The organism is Weissella thailandensis, from assembly GCF_005405465.1.
GTDB lineage: Bacteria > Bacillota > Bacilli > Lactobacillales > Lactobacillaceae > Weissella > Weissella thailandensis.
Genome location: NZ_BJEC01000005.1, coordinates 44,576 through 63,432, shown reverse-complemented (window position 1 = coordinate 63,432; position 18,857 = coordinate 44,576). Strand labels below are relative to the sequence as shown.

Genomic DNA, 18,857 nt, shown 5'->3' with positions numbered 1-18,857 from the left:
TATATTTATTTCAATTAATTTGTCGCCAATTGCATAATTAGTTGTGCGACGGCATCCCCATCATGGAACGCACCTTCATCTCGTAAAGCTAATAGGTCGCCCAAAACCGGTTCAGCTCCTAATTCTTGCACAGACTCTGGATCTGAATGTACTTGATATGAAATTTCATTCCAACGTTGCCAATCAATATAATCGTCAGGCACCTTACCAGTGTTCATAATCACAGCATCTACGATTCGCTCACCAACATGCTTATTGATTGCATTCACATGATCTGCATCCGTAAAATTGTCTGTTTCCCCTTTTTGGGTCATGATATTAGCAATATACACGACCTTAGCACGGGTTGAACGTAATGCCTCTGCTACATTGGGCACCATTAAATTAGGTAGAACACTCGTAAACAAGCTACCTGGACCAAGCACAACCACATCTGCTTCTAAAATGGCGTTGATAACTTGGCTAGGTGACTGCACAACATGCGTAGCCGGTTGTTCTTGCGCAGTGACCCAGATATGATCAATAGCTTTATGAGCAGCCGTGATCTCAGCTTCGCCCTCTAATTCTGTCCCATCCGAGAAACTTGCATGCAATACCAGTGGTTCATTTGCCACCGGATACACATGGCCACGAACTTGCATAATTTTTGTTAGTAGTTGTATCCCATCAAAAATATCATGTTCTTTTTCTGCCATTGCCGCAATAATCAAATTTCCTAAAGAATGATGGGCAAGCATATCATCTTCGGGTTTAAAACGATACTGGAAAATATCCAACAAACTAGTTGGTAACTCCGATAATGTTGCCACCACATTACGAATATCTCCAGGTGGTACCATTTTTAGATAATGGCGTAGTGTTCCCGAAGAACCCCCATCATCAGCGACCGTAATAATTGCTGTTAAATCGTTTTCATATTTTTTTAAGCCATTTAACACGACGGGTTGACCAGAGCCACCACCAATCACAACTATTTTCGGTACACGCTTAACTGTATATTTTTCTGTCATGACCGATTAGTGCTCTCCTTTCGGCGTTCAATATCACGATGACTCTCATTGACCACCCAGTCTTCGGATAAGTCATTATGTAAACGATGGGCAAACGCAACCGAACGATGTTGACCACCTGTACAACCAAAAGCAATCGTCAAGGTACTTTTGCCCTCAGCTTTATACTTTGGTAATAACCATTTAATTTGCTCACTAACCCGTTGATAGAACTCATTTGCATCATCTGTTTGCCAAACATAGTTAGCCACAGATTCATCCAGCCCGGTTAGTTGGCGTAAATCTTCCTTGTAATATGGGTTAGGTAAGAAACGAACATCGAATACCAAATCAGCATCCACCGCAATACCGTACTTAAAACCAAAACTCATTACTTGAATCGCAAACGTACCCGCTTGGTCTTTTTCCGAACCAAAATGTGCTTGAATATAATTTCGCAATTGTCTTGGTGCATAATCATCCGTATGGATAATTTCACTTGCTAAGTCACGAATGCCGGCTAGTTGTTCTCTTTCTAATTGAATACCATATAAAGTACCACCTTCACCAGCTAAAGGATGTGAACGGCGTGTTTCTTTATAACGAGCGACTAGTTCACCATCAGAAGCATCAATGTAGACAATCTTCATATCGTACTTATCATAACTATTTTTTCTTAATCGGCGCACTTCATGATCCAAGTCCTCAAAAAAGCTTTGTGAACGTAGATCAATCATAACCGCTGCACGTTGAATCGTGTCTTCATCTGAAATCATTTGCCAAAACTTAGGTAACATGGCAGGTGGTAAATTCTGCACTGTGAAATACCCAAGGTCTTCAAATGCCTGAATGGCAACCGTTTTACCAGTGCCACTCATACCAGTGACAATAATTAATTCTTTTTTGCTCATCTGGCTGCCCTCCTCTTAATTTGTCTTATCCATTGTATCATCTTTAAGATACACCCGGGTATCTCATGAATAAAAAAGCGAATGTTATAAAATCCAGTATGCCCCCATGCTCATACCACTTTTAGCAAAAAGGCTGGAACATTTTTTTGTTCCAGCCTGCTAATATATTTACTTTTTAGTTGTTTGGTGACTTGCCTCATGCAAAACTTTCAACGCACGCTTGCGAGTCTTAATATTAGGACTCTTCATTTTACGTCGAGCTGATGCAACATCTAATTTTTCTGCCATGGTCGTTACCTCTCAATACGCCAAAATTAACTTACAAAATATAAGCATACGCAACCTACTTTAAAATTGCAAACTTACACGACTTTGTATCATTGGCGCGTTGTCGATCTCGTGCCATAATTGGTCCTAAATATTGACCCGTATATGAACCCGACGTTGCAGCAATTTGTTCGGGCGTCCCAGTTACTAGGATGTTACCACCACCTTCACCACCTTCTGGTCCCATATCGATTAACCAGTCAGCAGTTTTGATAACGTCCAGATTGTGTTCAATAATCAAGACAGAATTACCACCATCAACCAATCGCTGCAAGACCTCCAACAGTCTTGAAATATCAGCAACATGTAACCCAGTCGTTGGCTCATCTAGGATATAAAATGTTTTACCAGTTGAACGACGTTGTAATTCAGAAGCTAACTTCATTCGTTGGGCTTCACCACCTGACAAAGTCGTCGCTGATTGTCCTAACTTCACATACCCTAAACCAACATCGACCATCGTTTGTAACTTACGACGAATCTTTGGAATTGCTGCGAAAAAATCAACCGCTTGTTCAGCAGTGAGATTTAAGACATCGGCAATGGTCAAACCACGATAAGTAACTTCAAGGGTTTCCGAATTATAACGTGTACCACCACACACTTCACAAGTGACGTACACATCAGGCAAAAAGTTCATTTCAATCTTAATGACCCCATCACCTTTACATGCTTCACAACGGCCACCCTTAGTATTGAACGAGAAGCGCCCCTTCTTGTAACCACGCATTTTTGCTTCATTAGTCTGAGCAAACAGCGCCCGAATATCGTCAAAGACACCCGTATAAGTGGCTGGGTTTGAACGTGGTGTCCGGCCAATTGGGCTTTGGTCAATATCAACAATCTTATCAATATTTTCATAACCCGTTATACGGCGATACTTGCCTGGTTTTTCAGAATTGTGATTGAGCTCCATTTTCAGAGCACGTTTAAGAATTGTATTAACTAACGTTGACTTACCTGATCCTGAAACACCAGTCACCACGGTAAATTTACCGAGGGGAAAATCAACTTTGATATTCTTTAGATTGTTTTCTGCGGCCCCTGAAACTGTTATTTTTTGACCATTACCTTTACGACGAGTATCAGGAACGGGAATAAATTTTTTACCCGCAAGATATTGTCCGGTTAGTGATTGTGCATTTCCCTCAATTTCAGCTGGGGTACCTGTGGCCATGATTTCACCACCATGTTCACCAGCGCCTGGTCCAACATCAATAATGTAATCAGCTGCCCGCATCGTATCTTCATCGTGTTCGACAACAATCAACGTGTTCCCTAAATCACGCATTTGCTGCAAAGAATGAATCAAACGGTCATTATCACGTTGGTGTAGCCCAATCGATGGTTCATCTAACACATACATGACCCCAGACAGATTTGAACCAATCTGAGTTGCCAAACGAATTCGCTGCGCTTCACCACCAGATAACGTTCTTGCCGAACGTGATAGAGTCAAATACTCTAAGCCGACATTTTTCAAGAAACGTAGCCGATCTTTAATCTCTTTAACTATCGGTGCGGCAACTTCTTGATCTTGTTGACCAAATGAGAGTTGTTCAAAAAATGTCAATTCATGGTCAATTGATTGTTCAGAAATCTGACCAATATTTTGGCCACCAACTTTAACGGACAAGGCCCCTTCATTTAAACGGTAACCATGACAAGCTTGGCAAGTTAACTCATCCATATAACTACGCATTTGTTCACGAGTAAAGTCAGAATTTGATTCTTGATAACGACGATTGATATTGTTCATAACACCTTCAAAGACAACATCAACATCACGTACACCACCAAAATCATTTTCATAGTGGAAATGGAAGGTCTTATCCCCAGAACCATATAGGATAGTTTCACGTTGCTCATCTGTTAGTTCTTCAAAAGGAACATCCATCGGAATATCGACTGACTCTGTGAACTGTCGTAACATCTCTGGATAATATGACGATGAAATCGGATTCCAAGCGTCGATAGCACCTTCCGCTAATGTTTTACTTTGGTCCGGCACGACACGATCAATATCCACCTCTAATGTGATTCCTAACCCACCACAGACTGGACAAGCACCAAGTGGCGCATTGAATGAAAACAGTTGGGGTTCAAGCTTACCAACTGCAAAATTTTTTAGCGGACCAGTATAGTGATCTGAATAAGTTAATTGTTGCTCTTCGCCTCTCACGACGTCGACTGTCACCAGTCCTTCCGCCAAGCGCATGGCAGATTCAAAAGACTCAAAGAGACGTGCCCGCGAACTATCACGTAAGATAATGCGATCAACAACAATAGCAATATCATGATATTTATTTTTGTTTAGTTCAATATCATCAGTAACCTCATGCATCGCACCATCAACAATGAAACGAACAAAACCTTCTTTTTGAATTCGCTCAAATGCTGTTGCATGTGAGCCACGTTTATGGCGAATAATTGGTGCCAGAATTTGCAATCGACTACCTTCAGGCAAACGTTCTGATAGATCATTCAACATTTGATCAATAGACTTTTTAACAATCGTACCATCTGCAGCAGAATCCGGCTGACCAACACGGGCAAACAACAGACGATAGTAATCATTAATTTCTGTAACCGTCCCCACCGTTGACCGCGGATTCTTGGAAGTCGTCTTTTGATCAATGGAAATGGCAGGACTCAAACCATCGATGGCATCAACATCTGGTTTATCCATTTGCCCTAAAAATTGACGAGCATATGCTGATAAACTTTCAACATACCGTCTTTGTCCCTCGGCGTATAATGTATCGAATGCTAGTGAGCTCTTCCCAGAACCTGATAGCCCGGTCATGACAATAAACTTGTCTCTCGGAATGTCTACATCTACGTTCTTTAAATTGTGAGCGCGCGCGCCATGAATTTTTATCCAATCATTGACCATAAAACGTCTCCTTTAATCTCAATTATGCTAATTGTATTATAACCCTTTTGACAACCATATCGTTAGTTAAAACTTAACGGAATAACAGAACATTAATTTTAACAAGATTTATCTTATAATTCAGCTTATTTTTTACCTTTTTTTGGTCACCTAATCTAATTTCACGTATAATGGAGCATAGTATTTAACTATTGGAGGTTGTCAACTCATGAATCACAAAGCTGCCAAAGCTTGGTCTTTACGCTGGATTGCGCAACACCTTGCATCACTCGTGTTATTGATTGGTGCTGTATTGGCTGCTGCAGCTGCTTTAACAGTGCTAGTTATTGCGGTTGAGGAAGTTATCGCACTTGTTTTTGCACAACGATTCATCAACACTTATACCAATGTGTATGGCAATGCCTGGACAACGATTGCCTGGCACTTTGTTATCGTATTTTCACTGGTCACTTTCTGGTCAGCTGTTGATACGTTTATTCCAGAACCGACAGAAAAATAATAACAAAGGAACGTGCGAAAAAAGCCTTAGTCTTCTCTCGCACGTTCTTTTTGTTATTAAAAAAATTGTGGTGTCGTTGTCTGATGATTCATTTCAGAAATAAACAGCATATCAATCGCCTTTGGTGGTACAAAATTATTTCCTGCCAACAATGCCTGACCAACATTCTGGTGGGCAATTTGTTGACTATAATCTTGTAATACCGGCAACTGTGCCAGTTCACTACTCGTATTTAATTGATGTACCAAGTAATGACCGAACTGACCTAATAGCGACGCTGGTAAATCAAGTGGACTTTGCGTTGTTAGCATTAAAAACAAACCCGACTTGCGACCTTCACGAGCAATTCTAAAAATACCATTAGTTGTCAAATTTTCAGCCATCACATAACGATGGGCTTCATCAATCAACAAAGTAACTGGGACACTATGTTTTAGTTGCTGTTTTTCACGTAACAAGGCCGTCGTTAGTAATGAAACAATGACTTTTCCCATCGCCAAATTATCCGCAAATAATGAGCAATCAATCACCAAAATCTTATGATCACTGCGATGACCAGCAAACAATCGCAATAAATACATGACATCCGTTTGCATATTGGCTGGCGCTGGTTCATCTTCCGGTACAGGCATATGGTAGAGCTGCTGAAAACGCTGCTGGCTAGTCAAACGCTTAATGCGTCGAATTAATGGCAGACATTTTGCAAAGCCACTCTCATCAATCTTCTGACCAATGACGTCAAAGTTATCAACTGGCACAGCATATTCTTGCCGAAGTTGTTCTGGCAACAAGCCTAGGTCAACTGGTTGTGGGTAGTGATACAGTTGGTGCATATCCTTTTCAAAATCATCCCACGTACGATTAATTTTCGTATAGACCCCTGGTTGTTTCACAATATTTTTTTGAATTTTTAAACTGTCGAGTGCATCTGATAGTTTTTCCTGTATTTCAGGATCATCCACCCCAAACAGTAAGTCCAAATCCTGACCAGTTAACTTCTCATAATCAATGTAAGCATTGTAGCCTAACTTGGCAACAACGGCATTTGGTAGGTGTGTATATTCACCAGTTGGATCAATAATCATGGTTGTTTGATTTTGAGCCATCAAACCATGCAAAATCGTCATGGCACTTGTCGATTTACCACTGCCAGTCGCACCCACAATCAATAGATGTTGTTGCAACAGTTTATCTGCGGATACTGTTAGTTCTTCTGATAATGGTATTGAAATCATATTTTCCACCCCTCTTTGTCAACTTAAAATAAACGAATTAAGTCCCAACTAACATTGATCAGCCAAATGACTGCTGTTGCCAAATACAGCCATCTTTCCTTTGTGCGGCTAATAAATCCAATGATGAGAAATAAAACAAGTAACGCCAAATGATACCAAATAACCTGATCGATAAACACATCAAATAATGAATAGATACCCAAGAATAGCATCATAATGGCAAATACAATTAATACCCACTTACCAAAGTGAAATCCTTTTTTCACGATCTTTGTTCCTCCAATAAAATCACTAATACTATGTTACCGTTAGTTATGAAATAATGCGATAGCCACTACTTGCAAATTATTGTTTTAAATGCGAAAGTAAACTTAGATTAAAAGGAGGCTTATTATGTCAATTCCAAATGTTACATTGAATGATGGTCATCAACTACCTAATTTAGGTCTTGGTACTTATCAACTGAAAGGTGGCGCAGGATTCCAACAAATTCTGGCAGCAATTAAAAGCGGTTATCGTCTCATTGATTCAGCTACTAATTACGACAATGAAGGAATTGTTGGTAAAGCAATCCGTTATTCTGGCGTTCCACGTTCAGAATTTTACATTACCTCAAAATTGCCTGGTAAATATCATGACTATGAAAGTGCCCGTAATGCTATCCAAGAATCATTAGCCCGTATGGGAATTGATTACTTTGATTTGTATATTATTCACTGGCCATTGCCAAAGCGCGGCTTATATGTTGAAGCTTGGCAAGCTTTAGTTGATGCACAAAAGCAAGGTTTGATCCGCTCAATTGGTGTATCTAACTTCGAGCCTGAACATCTAGATCGTATTATTGAAGAAACTGGTGTTAAGCCAGCAGTTAACCAAATTGAAATTCACCCTTACTGGGTACAAGAAGACAATGTCTTAGAAAATATGCGCCGTGGTATCAAGGTTGAAGCCTGGAGCCCACTTGGCCGTGGTAGTTCAGCACTAAAGGAACCAGTTGTCAAAAAGATTGCCGATAAGTATGGCAAGTCAACAAGTCAAATTATTACACGTTGGCATATTGACCGTGGTATTGTGCCAGTTCTACGTTCGGCTAACCCTGCTCACCAACGTGAAAATCTTGATGTCTTCGATTTCGCATTAGAAAACAACGAAATCGCAGCAATCAACGAACTAAATCAAGAAGACGGTCGTATCGATGGTCAAGATCCAAACGAATACGAAGAATTTGAGTAAAAGAGAGAGCTGATACGTTACCGTTTTGGAATCCAAAATAAGTGATAAATTTGGCGCACCGCCGTAGCGACTGCGTAGGTGTGTGACATATTTATCGCTTATTTTTGATGGACTGGTAACTTATCGCGTTTATGAAAAGAGAGCTGATTAATTTTCGTTTTGGAGGTTAATATAACGGTATCTGTATCTGCTTCGCCGTAGCGACTGCGTAGGCATGCAGGTACAGATACCGTTATATTGGCCGGACTGAAAATTAATCGCGTTTATGAAAGAGTGTGATAACTAGCGTTTAGCATTCCGGTATAAGGCCTGTTTTGTGCCCTGACGCTGCAAAGCGGCTGGGTCAAAATTGGACTTATATAAGGAATGCTGCTTGTTGGAACACGTTTATGAAGAGCTGATTAGTTACCGTTTTAAACTCTAAAATCAACAAAAGCACAGATGCTTCGCGCATCTGTGCTTTTACTTTACAATTTTACTTCTCGTCCATTAACTCACGCACGCGCGCCTGTAGTCTAGGCACGACATCAGCTTCGAACCACGGATTCTTCCGCAACCAAATATTATTTCTTGGTGACGGATGGACGATGGGCATGAACTTTGGCTCAAATTCTTGTGAGCGTTTAATAACCGCTGTCATTGTCTCAGATTTTTTGATTGGCAAATAGTAACGTTGCGCATAAGCGCCAACCAAAATAATCAGCGATACTTTTGGCATATCAGCTAGCATTTTAGGATGCCATTTTTCAGCAAATCCTTTACGTGGTGGCATATCACCACTCTTTCCTTTACCTGGAAAATAGAAATCTAATGGTAGGTTCCCTACTTTACCGCTATTGTAAAACTCGTCGGCAGTAATCCCCATCCATTCTCGCAAACGATCACCACTTTTATCATTAAAGGGTATCCCGGTCTGCTCTACTTTTGCACCAGGTGCTTGGCCAATAATCAATATGCGAACATCAGGACCAACTTGATAAACTGGTCCAATACCACGCGCAGTATATGCCTGATTCTGTTCATCGGCCATAATGGCTTGCTTGATATCCAAAAAATCACTCATTCATTTAACCTTCTTCTGGTTTATTTCCCAAAACAATTGCACTATATGCGCTCATTTTAACACGTTGCTTAGTTAGTTGCACTTCACCTACTTGTTCCAAAACATCCCCCGTCTGAACAAGACTAAAGCGTGCGGATTTTGGACTCAAATTAACTAGAACAGTCAGTACCTTTTGACCTAACCGACGTTGGTAACCAACAACTGTTTCAGGTAATGACCACATTGGTTGGAAATCACCGTTGACGATAACAGGCTCCCAAGCGGCATCATGATGTAATTCACCTAATGCTTGGTAATAGTTTAGAACTGATTGTGAGTCATTTTCTTCAGCAGCAACATTGATACCTTCGCGATCAGTTCCCATAGCTAACCATGGCGTTGCATCTGAAAAGCCACCAAACTCACTATCATCCCACTGCATTGGTGTACGAGCATTATCACGTGATTTCTGATTAACTGCCAGTAAGGCATCTTCAGATGAGTAACCATCTTGCAAGGCTGTTTCATAATTATTTATCGATGACACATCGTTAAACTCATCGATACTCTTACGTTCAAAGTTCTTCATACCAATTTCTTGCCCTTGGTAAATAAATGGTACCCCTGGCAAGAAATAATACATCGTGCCTAATGCCTTAGCTGCTTGTGGTGTCTGGTACTGTGGATCAGTCACTAACTTTGATAATACTCTAGGTTGGTCGTGATTTTCCAAGACATTGGCTAGCGAACCGTGGGCAGCTGCCGTTGCTTCCTGTGCATGAAAGAAAGCATTCCGTAAATCGACTGGTGTCCAGTTAGTACGACCACGATACCACTCATCACCATTTTTCACTTCAATATTCATATATGAAAAGTCAAATACCATTGAGAAGTAACCGTCTTCGCCAACAAATTTTTCTAACTCAGAATCTGCTAGACCGTATGCTTCACCAACTGTAACTGCATCATATTTATCAAAGGTTTCTTGTTTTAATTCGGTCAAGAATTCTCCGACACCTGGACGATTACGCCCCTTCTTAACGACTGAAGCTAACCCATCCACATCATCGGCAGGAATACTTGCCCAATCCAAGTCCTTCTTAATATGTGTAATTGCATCAACTCGGAAACCGGCCACGCCAAGTTCTAACCACCAATTAATCATGTCATAAATAGCACGACGTAATTTTGGATTCTCCCAATTTAAATCGGGTTGTTGCTTAGCGAATGTATGGAAATAGTAGGTACCATCTTCGCCTGGTACTGGCTCCCATGTTGAGCCACCAAAAATACCACGCCAATTGTTGGGTGCTTCACCATTATTGGTCTTTTTAAAAATATAGAAATCGCGGTATGGACTATCCGGATTAGCTAACGCATCTTGGAACCATTCATGTTGACCTGATGTGTGATTAACAACCAAATCCATGATGATTTTAATATCTCTTTTTTTCGCCTCAGCTAACAATGTTTTGAAATCATCCAATGTACCGAATTGTGGATCAATTGCTTGATAATCAGCAATGTCATATCCCATATCAACCATTGGTGATTTATAGATTGGTGAAATCCAAATCATTGTGACACCGAGACTTTTAATATAATCTAGCCGTGAAATAATTCCAGGAATATCCCCAACGCCATCATGATTGCTATCCTGAAAAGACCTTGGATAAACTTGATAAACGACATCATTTTGCCACCATTTCGTTGCCATGAATTAATTTCCCCCGTTAATAATTGTTGTGATTTGTCATTAATTAAAAACTTCCTAACACTGTCATGATAACAATTATCGTAAACGTTTACAATTCCTATGAAACGGCATTTTTACCGAATACTTAATAAAAAATATTTCCAAATATACTACATGCTACAACAACGCTAATTTCAGCGTATTTGTTATAATAAAGAACAAAATAAGCGAAAGTAGGAAAGGTACTATTATGACTGAGACAATGAATGCTTGGATTGAAAAACTTCAGCTTGAACCACATTCTGAAGGTGGCTATTTTGTCGAAACATCTCGTAGCGATGAAACCATATCCTTACCAAGAGGGCGTCGTGCTCTTTTTACGTCAATCATTTTCTTATTAAATGCTGATAATCCATCGCACTTTCATCGACTATCTTCCGATGAAACTTGGTTTTACCACGCTGGTTCAACACTCACTGTCCATTGTATTTTCCCAGATGGTCACTATGAAGCTATTAAAATTGGCCCAAATATTGCAAATGGTGAACGCCTTTCATACACGGTTCCCAAAAATACTATCTTTGGTTCAAGTGTCACCCATGATTTTAGTGTTGTTAGTTGTGTTGTAACGCCTGGTTTCGATTATCATGATTTTGAACTTTTTACACAAGCAACATTAATCGCGCAATATCCCGAACACGCACCTATTATTGAACAATTAGCTTATAAAGAATTACCAGAAAAATAAAAAACAATCAGTAGTCATGACAGACCACTGATTGTTTTTTCGTTATAAAGCATCACAGCTTCGCTTCAATTACTTCAAACACTTTTTGCGTTCCCACACCAGTTAATAAAGGAACACCATTAATGACCTTATCTTTAATTGCACTTGGTACCATCGTTGTCGAAACAATAATATCATAATCACCATTTTCAATAGCGCTAACTTCATCAGCAATTTTAGATTGTAAGAACTTCACTTGATCAGTTTTTCCGACTGAAGCTAAGTACTCCTTCACTTTACCGGTTGCAATTGTTGATGTTGCAATGCCAGTCCCACAAACGACCATTAATGACTTTGTCATGATTATATCTCCCCTTTTTTATTACAATTAATTTATTGTTGCTCTACTTTTTCTGTTTTCTTAAACTTATTTAGCCAAATCATTAGGCCAAGAACAGTGACAAAGACAATCGCCATGCCGCTCCACGACATGAGTTTTCCTAAGCCCACGATCAGTAAGGTCGTCCATGCACCGCCATCTATCAAAACTGAAATTGATGTTGCACCGTCCATTGCAAAATTAGCTGATTTTGCTGCTGAAGTCAGTAATGGGGCAATCCATGATGCAATATACAATGACACAGCAATATCAATCACACCACCAATCACAATTCTGAACACATTACCACCAAATACAGCTGCCATCATGGCTATCATAAATGGTATCGTTGCTAAATCGCCGAATGGTAAGACATGATTTCCTGGTAGAATAACCGCGATTAGTAATGAAAACGGTACTAAAATCAATGAAGCAGAAAGAACCGCTTCTTGACCAACCGCCAAAGCTGAATCCATCCCAATATATAAGTTACGTCCTGGAAAGTGCTTTTGTACCAGGGCGTTAGCCGCTTCAGATATCGGTGACAAGCCTTCCATCAAAATAGCAACCATCCGTGGCATCAAAATCAAAACTGCCGCTGTCGTAATTCCTAAGTTCAAAATTTTCGTCAAATCATATTGTGCCAACCCTCCAATAACAATTCCGATAATCAATCCCATCACGGCTGAATCACCAAAGATTCCTAACTTCTTTTGAATGATTTCTGGTGTCCAATGGATATTCCTTATGCCAGGAATACGATCCAATAACCAGTTAATCGGCAAGGCAAGCACAAAACCGGGTGCTGAAATGCCATGTGGAAACGAAATACCTTCTAAACCATAATGTTTCTGAATTGTCGGTGCAGACAAATCCGCTAAAAAGTAAATCAACATCGCATGCACGATCATTGTGAACAGACCTAAGCCAAAGTTATTGGTGGCCGCAAAGACTAACGATCCTGAAAACGCAATATGCCAATAGTTCCACAAATCAACGTCCAACGTCTTAGTCAAACCAATCACTAACAACACAACGTTCAAAGCTACACCAATCGGGATGGCTAAACTGCCTAGCGTTGTCCCATATGAAATGGCTGATGCGGCTGGCCAACCAACATCAATGACATCCAACGATAATCCAAAGTTTTTAACCATTGCCTGGGCAGCTGGACCTAAATTATCAGTTAACAAACCAAGAATTAAATTCAACCCTGTGAACCCGATACCAATCATCAACGCAGACTTGAAAGCCTTACCAGGTTTAATTCGTAATACAATCCCAAAAATAAATAGTAATAACGGCAAGAACACTGTTGGACCAGCATCTAATAGCCATTTAATTACCCCCATAGTTTTCCCTCTCTACTCAATTCCCACATTATTTAACATCTCAATAATTTCATCTGTATTTTCAGCTAACAGCAATTGTTTGATTTTTTCTTCATCTTGAATTAAAGCAATTAACTTCTGTAACATTGCCAGTTGTGCATGGGCTTCTTTTAACGCCAGCATAAACACAAATTTCACTTGAATTTTTTCACCATCCCCCATTTGCAGAAACGAAACAGGTTCACGTAAACGCAATACACCAAGTTGATCATAATTAACATGTTTTGCATCCGTATGTGGCATGGCAATCCCAATATTGACGGTTGCTAAACCAGTCGGAAAATCAACCTCACGCTTTAAAACTGCTGATTTATAAGAGTCCTTAACTGCCCCGCTCCTAGTCATTTGGTCAGCAATTTGTCCAAGTGCTTCTTGATTATCCGCCACAGCTTCATCTAGTAAAATATTTTATCTGATAGCAATTATTCTCATCCCCACTAAAAATTTCTATAGCTATTCCTGAAAACGTTCTCACTTTAGTTTAGCTAAATTATGCCACTTTAACAACTCAATTAATATTTTTATCAGTTTATTTACTTTGTTCTGTCAATTATAAGTATTGTAACAAGATATTATTACTAATAATATTTTCGAAAATTAAAATCATTGACATGATTATTAAAAAGCTCTAAGATACAAAACAACAATTAATAATTCGTCCAAAATAAACCGATGATGTGGAGATCAAGATTATTGTGCACGCAAAGAGAATTGCTGTTGGTGAGAGTGCAATCGAACGCAGATAATTAAATGGACCACTGAGGGTTCTCCCGAAAAAATCTTTCAAGTACGGAGAAACGTGTTGGCATACGTCAGTTGCCGGAAGGATGTTGGTCCTTCGCTAAGCGTAATTAGTTGGGTATTGTCAATGACATGCACCTTTTTTGGTGACCCAATTAATTAAATTAAGGTGGCACCGCGGAAAAATCCGTCCTTAACTTTTAGTAGTTATGGGCGGATTTTTTTATGTGTTATTGGAGGCTAATTATGTTAAGAACCCTTGAATTCAAATGATGGCAGGACAGCTATTTTAATTTCGCAATTAAAGATACTTAGTACAGTACACATTACTCGGAGGAAATTATTATGATCAAAGAAGCTGTCCAAAAAATTATGAGTCACCAAAATTTGTCTTTTAAAGAAAGCCAGACTGTTTTAGATGAAATTATGAGTGGCCAAACTTCAGAAATCGAGACAACTAGTTTATTAACCGCGCTGGCTGCGAAAGGATCGACGATCGAAGAAATTGCCGGCGCCGCGACCGCTATGCAACACCATGCCAGACAATTTCCAAAGGTGCAAAACGTTTTGGAAATCGTTGGTACTGGTGGTGACCATGCGAATACCTTTAACATTTCAACAACCAGTGCCATTATTGTCGCTGCAACGGGAACAAAAGTCGCTAAACATGGCAATCGTGCCGCCTCTTCAAAGAGTGGGGCAGCCGATGTTATTGAAGCGTTAGGTCTGGACATTAATGAAAGTCCCGCCAAAAGTTTTGAAAGCCTTAACGAACACAATCTTGCCTTTCTCTTTGCACAGGAATATCACCAATCAATGAAATATGTTGCTAATGCCCGAAAGCAATTAGGTTTCCGCACAATTTTTAATATTCTCGGCCCACTGTTGAATCCTGCCCACCCGACTTTTCAATTACTAGGTGTTTATGATGAAAAATTATTGGAACCATTAGCCAATGTCCTTCTAAAACTTGGTGTAAAAAATGCCATGGTTATTCACGGCAGAGATGGCCTGGATGAAATGACAACTGCCAATGAAACGGCCGTTATTGAACTCCAAGATGGTCAATTAACCCAGTATGTTTTAACACCTGAACAATTTGGGTTGCCACGTAGTCAATCTGAAGACTTAGTTGGTGGCACACCTGCAGAAAATGCGGCAATTATCCGTGACATTCTGGCAGGAAAAACGGGCCCACAGCGTGACATTGTGCTTCTAAATGCTGGATCAGCCTTACATTTAGCCCATCCGGAACTAAGTATTCAAGAAGGTATCACGCTCGCAGCTCAAACCATTGACAATGGTCAAGCCAACAAAGAGCTCGAACAACTAATTGCCTTCTCAAAAAAGAGTCAGGAAGTCGTCGCATGATTTTAGATGATTTAGTAACCGTCACCAAAAAACGTTTATTACGACATCAACAGGTACTATCTTTGGATGAATTAAAACAAACTGTTGCACAGCTCCCCAAAGATACGCAGCCTAATTTTCTTGCCATTTTAAAACAACCTGGTTTACACATTATTGCCGAAGTTAAACAAGCATCCCCTTCAAAGGGGACTATCGTGACAGATTTCCCCTATGTGGAAATTGCAACTTCTTATGAAAAGGCTGGTGCCGATGCAATTTCAGTATTAACAGAACCTGATTATTTCAATGGTCATTTGCCCTACTTGAAGCATATAAATGATCACGTTTCAGTCCCCACACTTCGTAAAGACTTTACGATCGATCCTTATATGATCTATGAGGCCAAGGCAAATGGCGCTGGTATTATTCTGTTAATTGTTGCTATTTTAGATGATCAGCAGTTGATAACCTATCGTGAATTAGCTGAATCACTAGGGATGCAAGCAATTGTCGAGGTTCATACCGCGCAAGAAGTTCAGCGTGCCCTAAAATCAGGTGCCAATATTATCGGTATCAATAACCGTAATTTGAAAACTTTTCAGGTTGATTTCAATAACAGCCTACGCTTACGTCATATGATACCGACAACGATTCCGGTTGTTGCTGAAAGTGGTATCAAAACCTCAGAAGATGTGGCAATTTTAGCATCTGCTGGGTTCAATGCTATTTTAATGGGTGAAACTTTGATGCGTTCACAACAAAAAGCCACCCTAATAAAAGAATTTAAGGAGGCAGCATTATAACTCAAGTTAAAATTTGCGGTTTTATGACGCCTGACGACATCACCGCAGTTAATGTGGCACATCCTGATTTTGTAGGCTTTGTATTCGCACCAGGCCGTCATCAAATTGCTCCACAGACTGCAAGGCATTTAAAAAGCTTGTTACAGTCATCTATTAAGACCGTCGGCGTTTTTGTCGGTGAATCAATTACTGACATTTTAGAAATTTATAAAACCGGTAGTATTGATATCGCCCAACTGCATCGACCAATTACTAGCACTGAAATCAAACAACTTCAAAGAGCCGGACTCAAAGTCATCCAAGTTTTTGAACAACGACCAATTGATAGTCAGTCGCCCGCCGACTATCTCATGGCGGATAGTGGGAAAGGCAGTGGTCGGTTGCTGAGTTTAAACGATGTTCCCCATCCCAAGCGGCCTTTCATACTTGCTGGTGGCCTAAATCCTAATAATGTGCAACAGGCAATTCAGACAGTACAACCAACCATTGTTGATGTTTCTAGTGGTGTCGAGACTAATCAGAAAAAAGACATCCAAAAAATAATTCAATTCGTTAAACATGCAAAAGAGGAAACTTATAATGAAAACTTTATTAAATGAAGAACAAATCGACACGCAACAAGCTGGCCGCTATGGTAATGATTTTGGTGGCCAATATATCCCCGAAATTTTAATGTCAGAGCTTGAAAAAGTTAACCAATCTTTTCAAACGTTAAAAGACGATCCAACATTCAAAATGGAATTACAAGATTTACTGATTAATTATGCGAACCGTCCTTCCTTGTTATACTACGCAAAAAATATGACAGCGGATCTTGGTGGTGCAAAAATTTATCTCAAACGTGAAGATTTAAATCACACTGGTGCTCACAAAATTAACAATGTTATTGGCCAAGCCTTACTTGCAAAACACTTGGGCAAACAACGTCTGATTGCTGAGACTGGCGCTGGTCAGCATGGTGTTGCTACCGCGACGATTGCTGCCTTGTTGGGGATGTCTTGTGAGATTTTCATGGGCAAAGAAGACACTGAACGACAAAAATTAAATGTTTATCGAATGGAACTATTAGGTGCAAAGGTCCATGCTGTGACAAGTGGTTCAAAAGTATTAAAGGATGCTGTGAATGCCGCCTTACAAGAGTGGGCTAGTCGTAGTGACGACACATTCTACGTGCTAGGTTCAGCAGTTGGGCCGGCACCATTTCCAGAAATGGTCAAGTATTTCCAAAGTGTTATTTCACAAGAATCAAAGCAACAATTACAAAATGAAGAAAACCAGTTACCTGATATGGTCGTAGCCTGTGTGGGTGGCGGTAGCAATGCCATCGGTAGTTTTGCTAATTATCTTGATGATACTAACGTAAAACTAGTGGGCGTTGAAGCGGCTGGTAAAGGTATCGATACAGGCCAGACAGCTGCAACAATCGAACGTGGTTCCGTTGGTGTCTTTCATGGTATGAAGTCATTATTTATGCAAAATAGTGATGGTCAAATCGATCCTGTCTATTCTATTTCAGCTGGATTAGACTATCCGGGTGTTGGTCCTGAGCACGCTGCCTTAGCAGAAGCCAAACGTGCTGAATATGTGGGTATCACAGATGATGAAGCGGTCCAGGCATTTGAATACATTGCCAAACAAGAAGGTATCGTGGCTGCTATTGAAAGTTGTCACGCGATTGCTTACGTTGAAAAAGTTGCACCAACAATGTCTAAAGATCAAATTATTGTCTGCACTCTTTCAGGTCGTGGTGACAAAGACGTTGCCAGCATTGCAAAGTACAAAGGAGTTAACGTTGATGAATAAATTAAGTGACGTATTTAAAGATCATAAGGCTTTTGTCCCCTTCGTCGTGGCTAATGATCCCGATTTTGATACAACAGTACAAAATATCATTGCTCTGGCCAAAAACGGTGCGGATATCGTTGAACTGGGCGTTCCTTTTTCAGACCCGGTTGCTGATGGTCCGGTTATTCAAGCAGCTGATTTACGAGCTTTTAAAGCAAATGTACAAACAAGAACGATTTTTGAAATTGTATCGGCAGCCCGACAAGAAACCGATGTCCCAATTGTTCTGTTAACTTATCTAAACATCCCCTTCAAGTATGGCTATGATGCATTCTTAAAGAAATGTGCTGATCTAGATATTGGTGGTCTGGTTATCCCCGATTTACCTTATGAAAGTCGTGATGAAATCGTGCCAACTGCAACGAAATACGATGTTGACATTGTGCCTCTAATTTCTCCTACATCAGGTGGTCGGATTGAAAAAATCGCTAGAGACGCAACTGGTTTTATTTATGTCGTTTCTTCAGTCGGCATTACCGGTGAACGAGATGATTTCTACCATGGTTTAGCAGAATTAGTCAAAACTATCCGACAATATACTCACGTTCCTACCGCAATTGGTTTTGGTGTTCACACGCCTGAACAAGCACAAAAATTAGCAGAAATTGCCGACGGTGTCATTATCGGTAGTGCGATTGTTAATATTGTAGCAACAGAAAAACAAGATGCACCCGCTGCAATTGCATCATTTACGAAGGGTATTCGGCAAAGTATTGATGCCGCTCAACAGGTTATTCTTAAATAAATCAAAAAAGATGTCTGACATAACTTAGAAGTGTCAGACATCTTTTTA

General features: G+C 40.1%; 19 protein-coding genes and 1 other annotated feature. Of the genes, 8 read left to right on the top strand and 11 right to left on the bottom strand.

Annotated features, from left to right (window positions below; genetic code table 11):
* Window positions 1–14: 14 nt before the first annotated feature.
* The 4 genes from FFM62_RS03140 to uvrA form a co-directional block, all read right to left on the bottom strand.
* Entirely contained in the window at window positions 15–1,010 is a 996-nt protein-coding gene (locus FFM62_RS03140; RefSeq protein WP_115470208.1) for a gluconeogenesis factor YvcK family protein, read from the bottom strand.
* Window positions 1,007–1,900 (bottom strand): RNase adapter RapZ, encoded by an 894-nt coding sequence (rapZ, locus tag FFM62_RS03135; protein ID WP_115470207.1) that lies wholly within the window; start codon window positions 1,898–1,900, stop codon window positions 1,007–1,009. The genes FFM62_RS03140 and rapZ overlap by 4 nt, the downstream gene beginning before the upstream one ends.
* A gap of 168 nt (window positions 1,901–2,068) precedes the next feature.
* Entirely contained in the window at window positions 2,069–2,188 is a 120-nt protein-coding gene (locus FFM62_RS10095) for a putative metal homeostasis protein (protein ID WP_165845845.1), read from the bottom strand.
* Window positions 2,189–2,243: 55 nt separating this feature from the next.
* The gene (gene uvrA, locus FFM62_RS03130) at window positions 2,244–5,123 is read right to left on the bottom strand and encodes an excinuclease ABC subunit UvrA (RefSeq protein WP_115470206.1); all 2,880 of its coding nucleotides are present in this window, start codon (window positions 5,121–5,123) and stop codon (window positions 2,244–2,246) included.
* 208 nt (window positions 5,124–5,331) lie between these two features.
* Here uvrA and FFM62_RS03125 point away from each other — a divergent pair, with 208 nt between their 5' ends.
* Window positions 5,332–5,622, top strand: a complete 291-nt coding sequence (locus tag FFM62_RS03125; RefSeq protein WP_115470205.1) for a hypothetical protein — start codon at window positions 5,332–5,334, stop codon at window positions 5,620–5,622.
* A 56-nt stretch (window positions 5,623–5,678) separates the two neighbouring features.
* Here the strand turns inward: FFM62_RS03125 and FFM62_RS03120 are convergent, their stop codons facing one another.
* Window positions 5,679–6,857 (bottom strand): ATP-binding protein, encoded by a 1,179-nt coding sequence (locus tag FFM62_RS03120; protein ID WP_115470204.1) that lies wholly within the window; start codon window positions 6,855–6,857, stop codon window positions 5,679–5,681.
* A gap of 23 nt (window positions 6,858–6,880) precedes the next feature.
* Complete coding sequence (locus FFM62_RS03115) at window positions 6,881–7,123, bottom strand: hypothetical protein (RefSeq protein ID WP_115470203.1); 243 nt, start codon at window positions 7,121–7,123, stop codon at window positions 6,881–6,883.
* A 127-nt stretch (window positions 7,124–7,250) separates the two neighbouring features.
* Here FFM62_RS03115 and FFM62_RS03110 point away from each other — a divergent pair, with 127 nt between their 5' ends.
* The gene (locus FFM62_RS03110; RefSeq protein WP_115470202.1) at window positions 7,251–8,090 is read left to right on the top strand and encodes an aldo/keto reductase; all 840 of its coding nucleotides are present in this window, start codon (window positions 7,251–7,253) and stop codon (window positions 8,088–8,090) included.
* Window positions 8,091–8,565: 475 nt separating this feature from the next.
* On the opposite strand, the gene FFM62_RS03105 is transcribed toward FFM62_RS03110, so the two are convergent.
* Window positions 8,566–9,153, bottom strand: a complete 588-nt coding sequence (locus FFM62_RS03105; RefSeq protein WP_115470201.1) for a uracil-DNA glycosylase family protein — start codon at window positions 9,151–9,153, stop codon at window positions 8,566–8,568.
* Between the two features lie 4 nt (window positions 9,154–9,157).
* The gene (locus FFM62_RS03100) at window positions 9,158–10,849 is read right to left on the bottom strand and encodes an alpha-glucosidase (protein WP_115470200.1); all 1,692 of its coding nucleotides are present in this window, start codon (window positions 10,847–10,849) and stop codon (window positions 9,158–9,160) included.
* A 229-nt stretch (window positions 10,850–11,078) separates the two neighbouring features.
* On the opposite strand from FFM62_RS03100, the gene FFM62_RS03095 reads away from it, so the two are divergent.
* Complete coding sequence (locus FFM62_RS03095) at window positions 11,079–11,576, top strand: cupin domain-containing protein (RefSeq protein WP_115470199.1); 498 nt, start codon at window positions 11,079–11,081, stop codon at window positions 11,574–11,576.
* Window positions 11,577–11,628: 52 nt separating this feature from the next.
* Here FFM62_RS03095 and FFM62_RS03090 read toward each other — a convergent pair whose 3' ends face one another.
* The 3 genes from FFM62_RS03090 to FFM62_RS03080 are packed head-to-tail and all read right to left on the bottom strand — an operon-like array spanning window position 11,629 to window position 13,712.
* Complete coding sequence (locus FFM62_RS03090; RefSeq protein WP_115470198.1) at window positions 11,629–11,916, bottom strand: PTS sugar transporter subunit IIB; 288 nt, start codon at window positions 11,914–11,916, stop codon at window positions 11,629–11,631.
* 32 nt (window positions 11,917–11,948) lie between these two features.
* On the bottom strand, window positions 11,949–13,286 hold the full coding sequence (locus tag FFM62_RS03085) for a PTS galactitol transporter subunit IIC (RefSeq protein ID WP_115470197.1): 1,338 nt from the start codon (window positions 13,284–13,286) through the stop codon (window positions 11,949–11,951).
* Window positions 13,287–13,298: 12 nt separating this feature from the next.
* Entirely contained in the window at window positions 13,299–13,712 is a 414-nt protein-coding gene (locus FFM62_RS03080) for a PTS sugar transporter subunit IIA (RefSeq protein ID WP_240005908.1), read from the bottom strand.
* 276 nt (window positions 13,713–13,988) lie between these two features.
* Window positions 13,989–14,264, top strand: a binding site (T-box leader).
* A 147-nt stretch (window positions 14,265–14,411) separates the two neighbouring features.
* Between FFM62_RS03080 and trpD the strand changes: the two genes are divergently transcribed.
* Genes trpD through trpA form a run of 5 tightly spaced genes read left to right on the top strand, consistent with a single transcriptional unit; the run spans window position 14,412 to window position 18,809 of the window.
* Window positions 14,412–15,437: an anthranilate phosphoribosyltransferase gene (gene trpD / locus FFM62_RS03075; RefSeq protein WP_115470195.1), complete on the top strand. Its 1,026-nt coding sequence runs from the start codon at window positions 14,412–14,414 to the stop codon at window positions 15,435–15,437.
* On the top strand, window positions 15,434–16,219 hold the full coding sequence (trpC, locus tag FFM62_RS03070; RefSeq protein WP_115470194.1) for an indole-3-glycerol phosphate synthase TrpC: 786 nt from the start codon (window positions 15,434–15,436) through the stop codon (window positions 16,217–16,219). Before trpD ends, trpC begins: the two co-directional genes overlap by 4 nt.
* Window positions 16,216–16,818, top strand: a complete 603-nt coding sequence (locus FFM62_RS03065; RefSeq protein WP_115470193.1) for a phosphoribosylanthranilate isomerase — start codon at window positions 16,216–16,218, stop codon at window positions 16,816–16,818. The genes trpC and FFM62_RS03065 overlap by 4 nt, the downstream gene beginning before the upstream one ends.
* Entirely contained in the window at window positions 16,799–18,022 is a 1,224-nt protein-coding gene (trpB, locus tag FFM62_RS03060; protein ID WP_115470192.1) for a tryptophan synthase subunit beta, read from the top strand. The genes FFM62_RS03065 and trpB overlap by 20 nt, the downstream gene beginning before the upstream one ends.
* A complete protein-coding gene (gene trpA / locus FFM62_RS03055) occupies window positions 18,015–18,809 on the top strand; it encodes a tryptophan synthase subunit alpha (RefSeq protein ID WP_115470191.1) in 795 nt (264 codons plus the stop codon). Before trpB ends, trpA begins: the two co-directional genes overlap by 8 nt.
* The last annotated feature ends 48 nt before the right edge of the window (window positions 18,810–18,857 follow it).

Bases quoted from the DNA above. Each gene is read 5' to 3' on its own strand.
- FFM62_RS03090 (WP_115470198.1), bottom strand. From the start codon at position 11,916: ATGACAAAGTCATTAATGGTCGTTTGTGGGACTGGCATTGCAACATCA.
- FFM62_RS03095 (WP_115470199.1), top strand. From the start codon at position 11,079: ATGACTGAGACAATGAATGCTTGGATTGAAAAACTTCAGCTTGAACCA.
- FFM62_RS03125 (WP_115470205.1), top strand. From the start codon at position 5,332: ATGAATCACAAAGCTGCCAAAGCTTGGTCTTTACGCTGGATTGCGCAA.
- trpC (WP_115470194.1), top strand. From the start codon at position 15,434: ATGATTTTAGATGATTTAGTAACCGTCACCAAAAAACGTTTATTACGA.
- FFM62_RS10095 (WP_165845845.1), bottom strand. From the start codon at position 2,188: ATGGCAGAAAAATTAGATGTTGCATCAGCTCGACGTAAAATGAAGAGT.
- FFM62_RS03140 (WP_115470208.1), bottom strand. From the start codon at position 1,010: ATGACAGAAAAATATACAGTTAAGCGTGTACCGAAAATAGTTGTGATT.
- FFM62_RS03100 (WP_115470200.1), bottom strand. From the start codon at position 10,849: ATGGCAACGAAATGGTGGCAAAATGATGTCGTTTATCAAGTTTATCCA.
- FFM62_RS03120 (WP_115470204.1), bottom strand. From the start codon at position 6,857: ATGATTTCAATACCATTATCAGAAGAACTAACAGTATCCGCAGATAAA.
- uvrA (WP_115470206.1), bottom strand. From the start codon at position 5,123: ATGGTCAATGATTGGATAAAAATTCATGGCGCGCGCGCTCACAATTTA.
- FFM62_RS03105 (WP_115470201.1), bottom strand. From the start codon at position 9,153: ATGAGTGATTTTTTGGATATCAAGCAAGCCATTATGGCCGATGAACAG.
- trpD (WP_115470195.1), top strand. From the start codon at position 14,412: ATGATCAAAGAAGCTGTCCAAAAAATTATGAGTCACCAAAATTTGTCT.
- rapZ (WP_115470207.1), bottom strand. From the start codon at position 1,900: ATGAGCAAAAAAGAATTAATTATTGTCACTGGTATGAGTGGCACTGGT.
- trpB (WP_115470192.1), top strand. From the start codon at position 16,799: ATGAAAACTTTATTAAATGAAGAACAAATCGACACGCAACAAGCTGGC.
- FFM62_RS03085 (WP_115470197.1), bottom strand. From the start codon at position 13,286: ATGGGGGTAATTAAATGGCTATTAGATGCTGGTCCAACAGTGTTCTTG.
- trpA (WP_115470191.1), top strand. From the start codon at position 18,015: ATGAATAAATTAAGTGACGTATTTAAAGATCATAAGGCTTTTGTCCCC.
- FFM62_RS03110 (WP_115470202.1), top strand. From the start codon at position 7,251: ATGTCAATTCCAAATGTTACATTGAATGATGGTCATCAACTACCTAAT.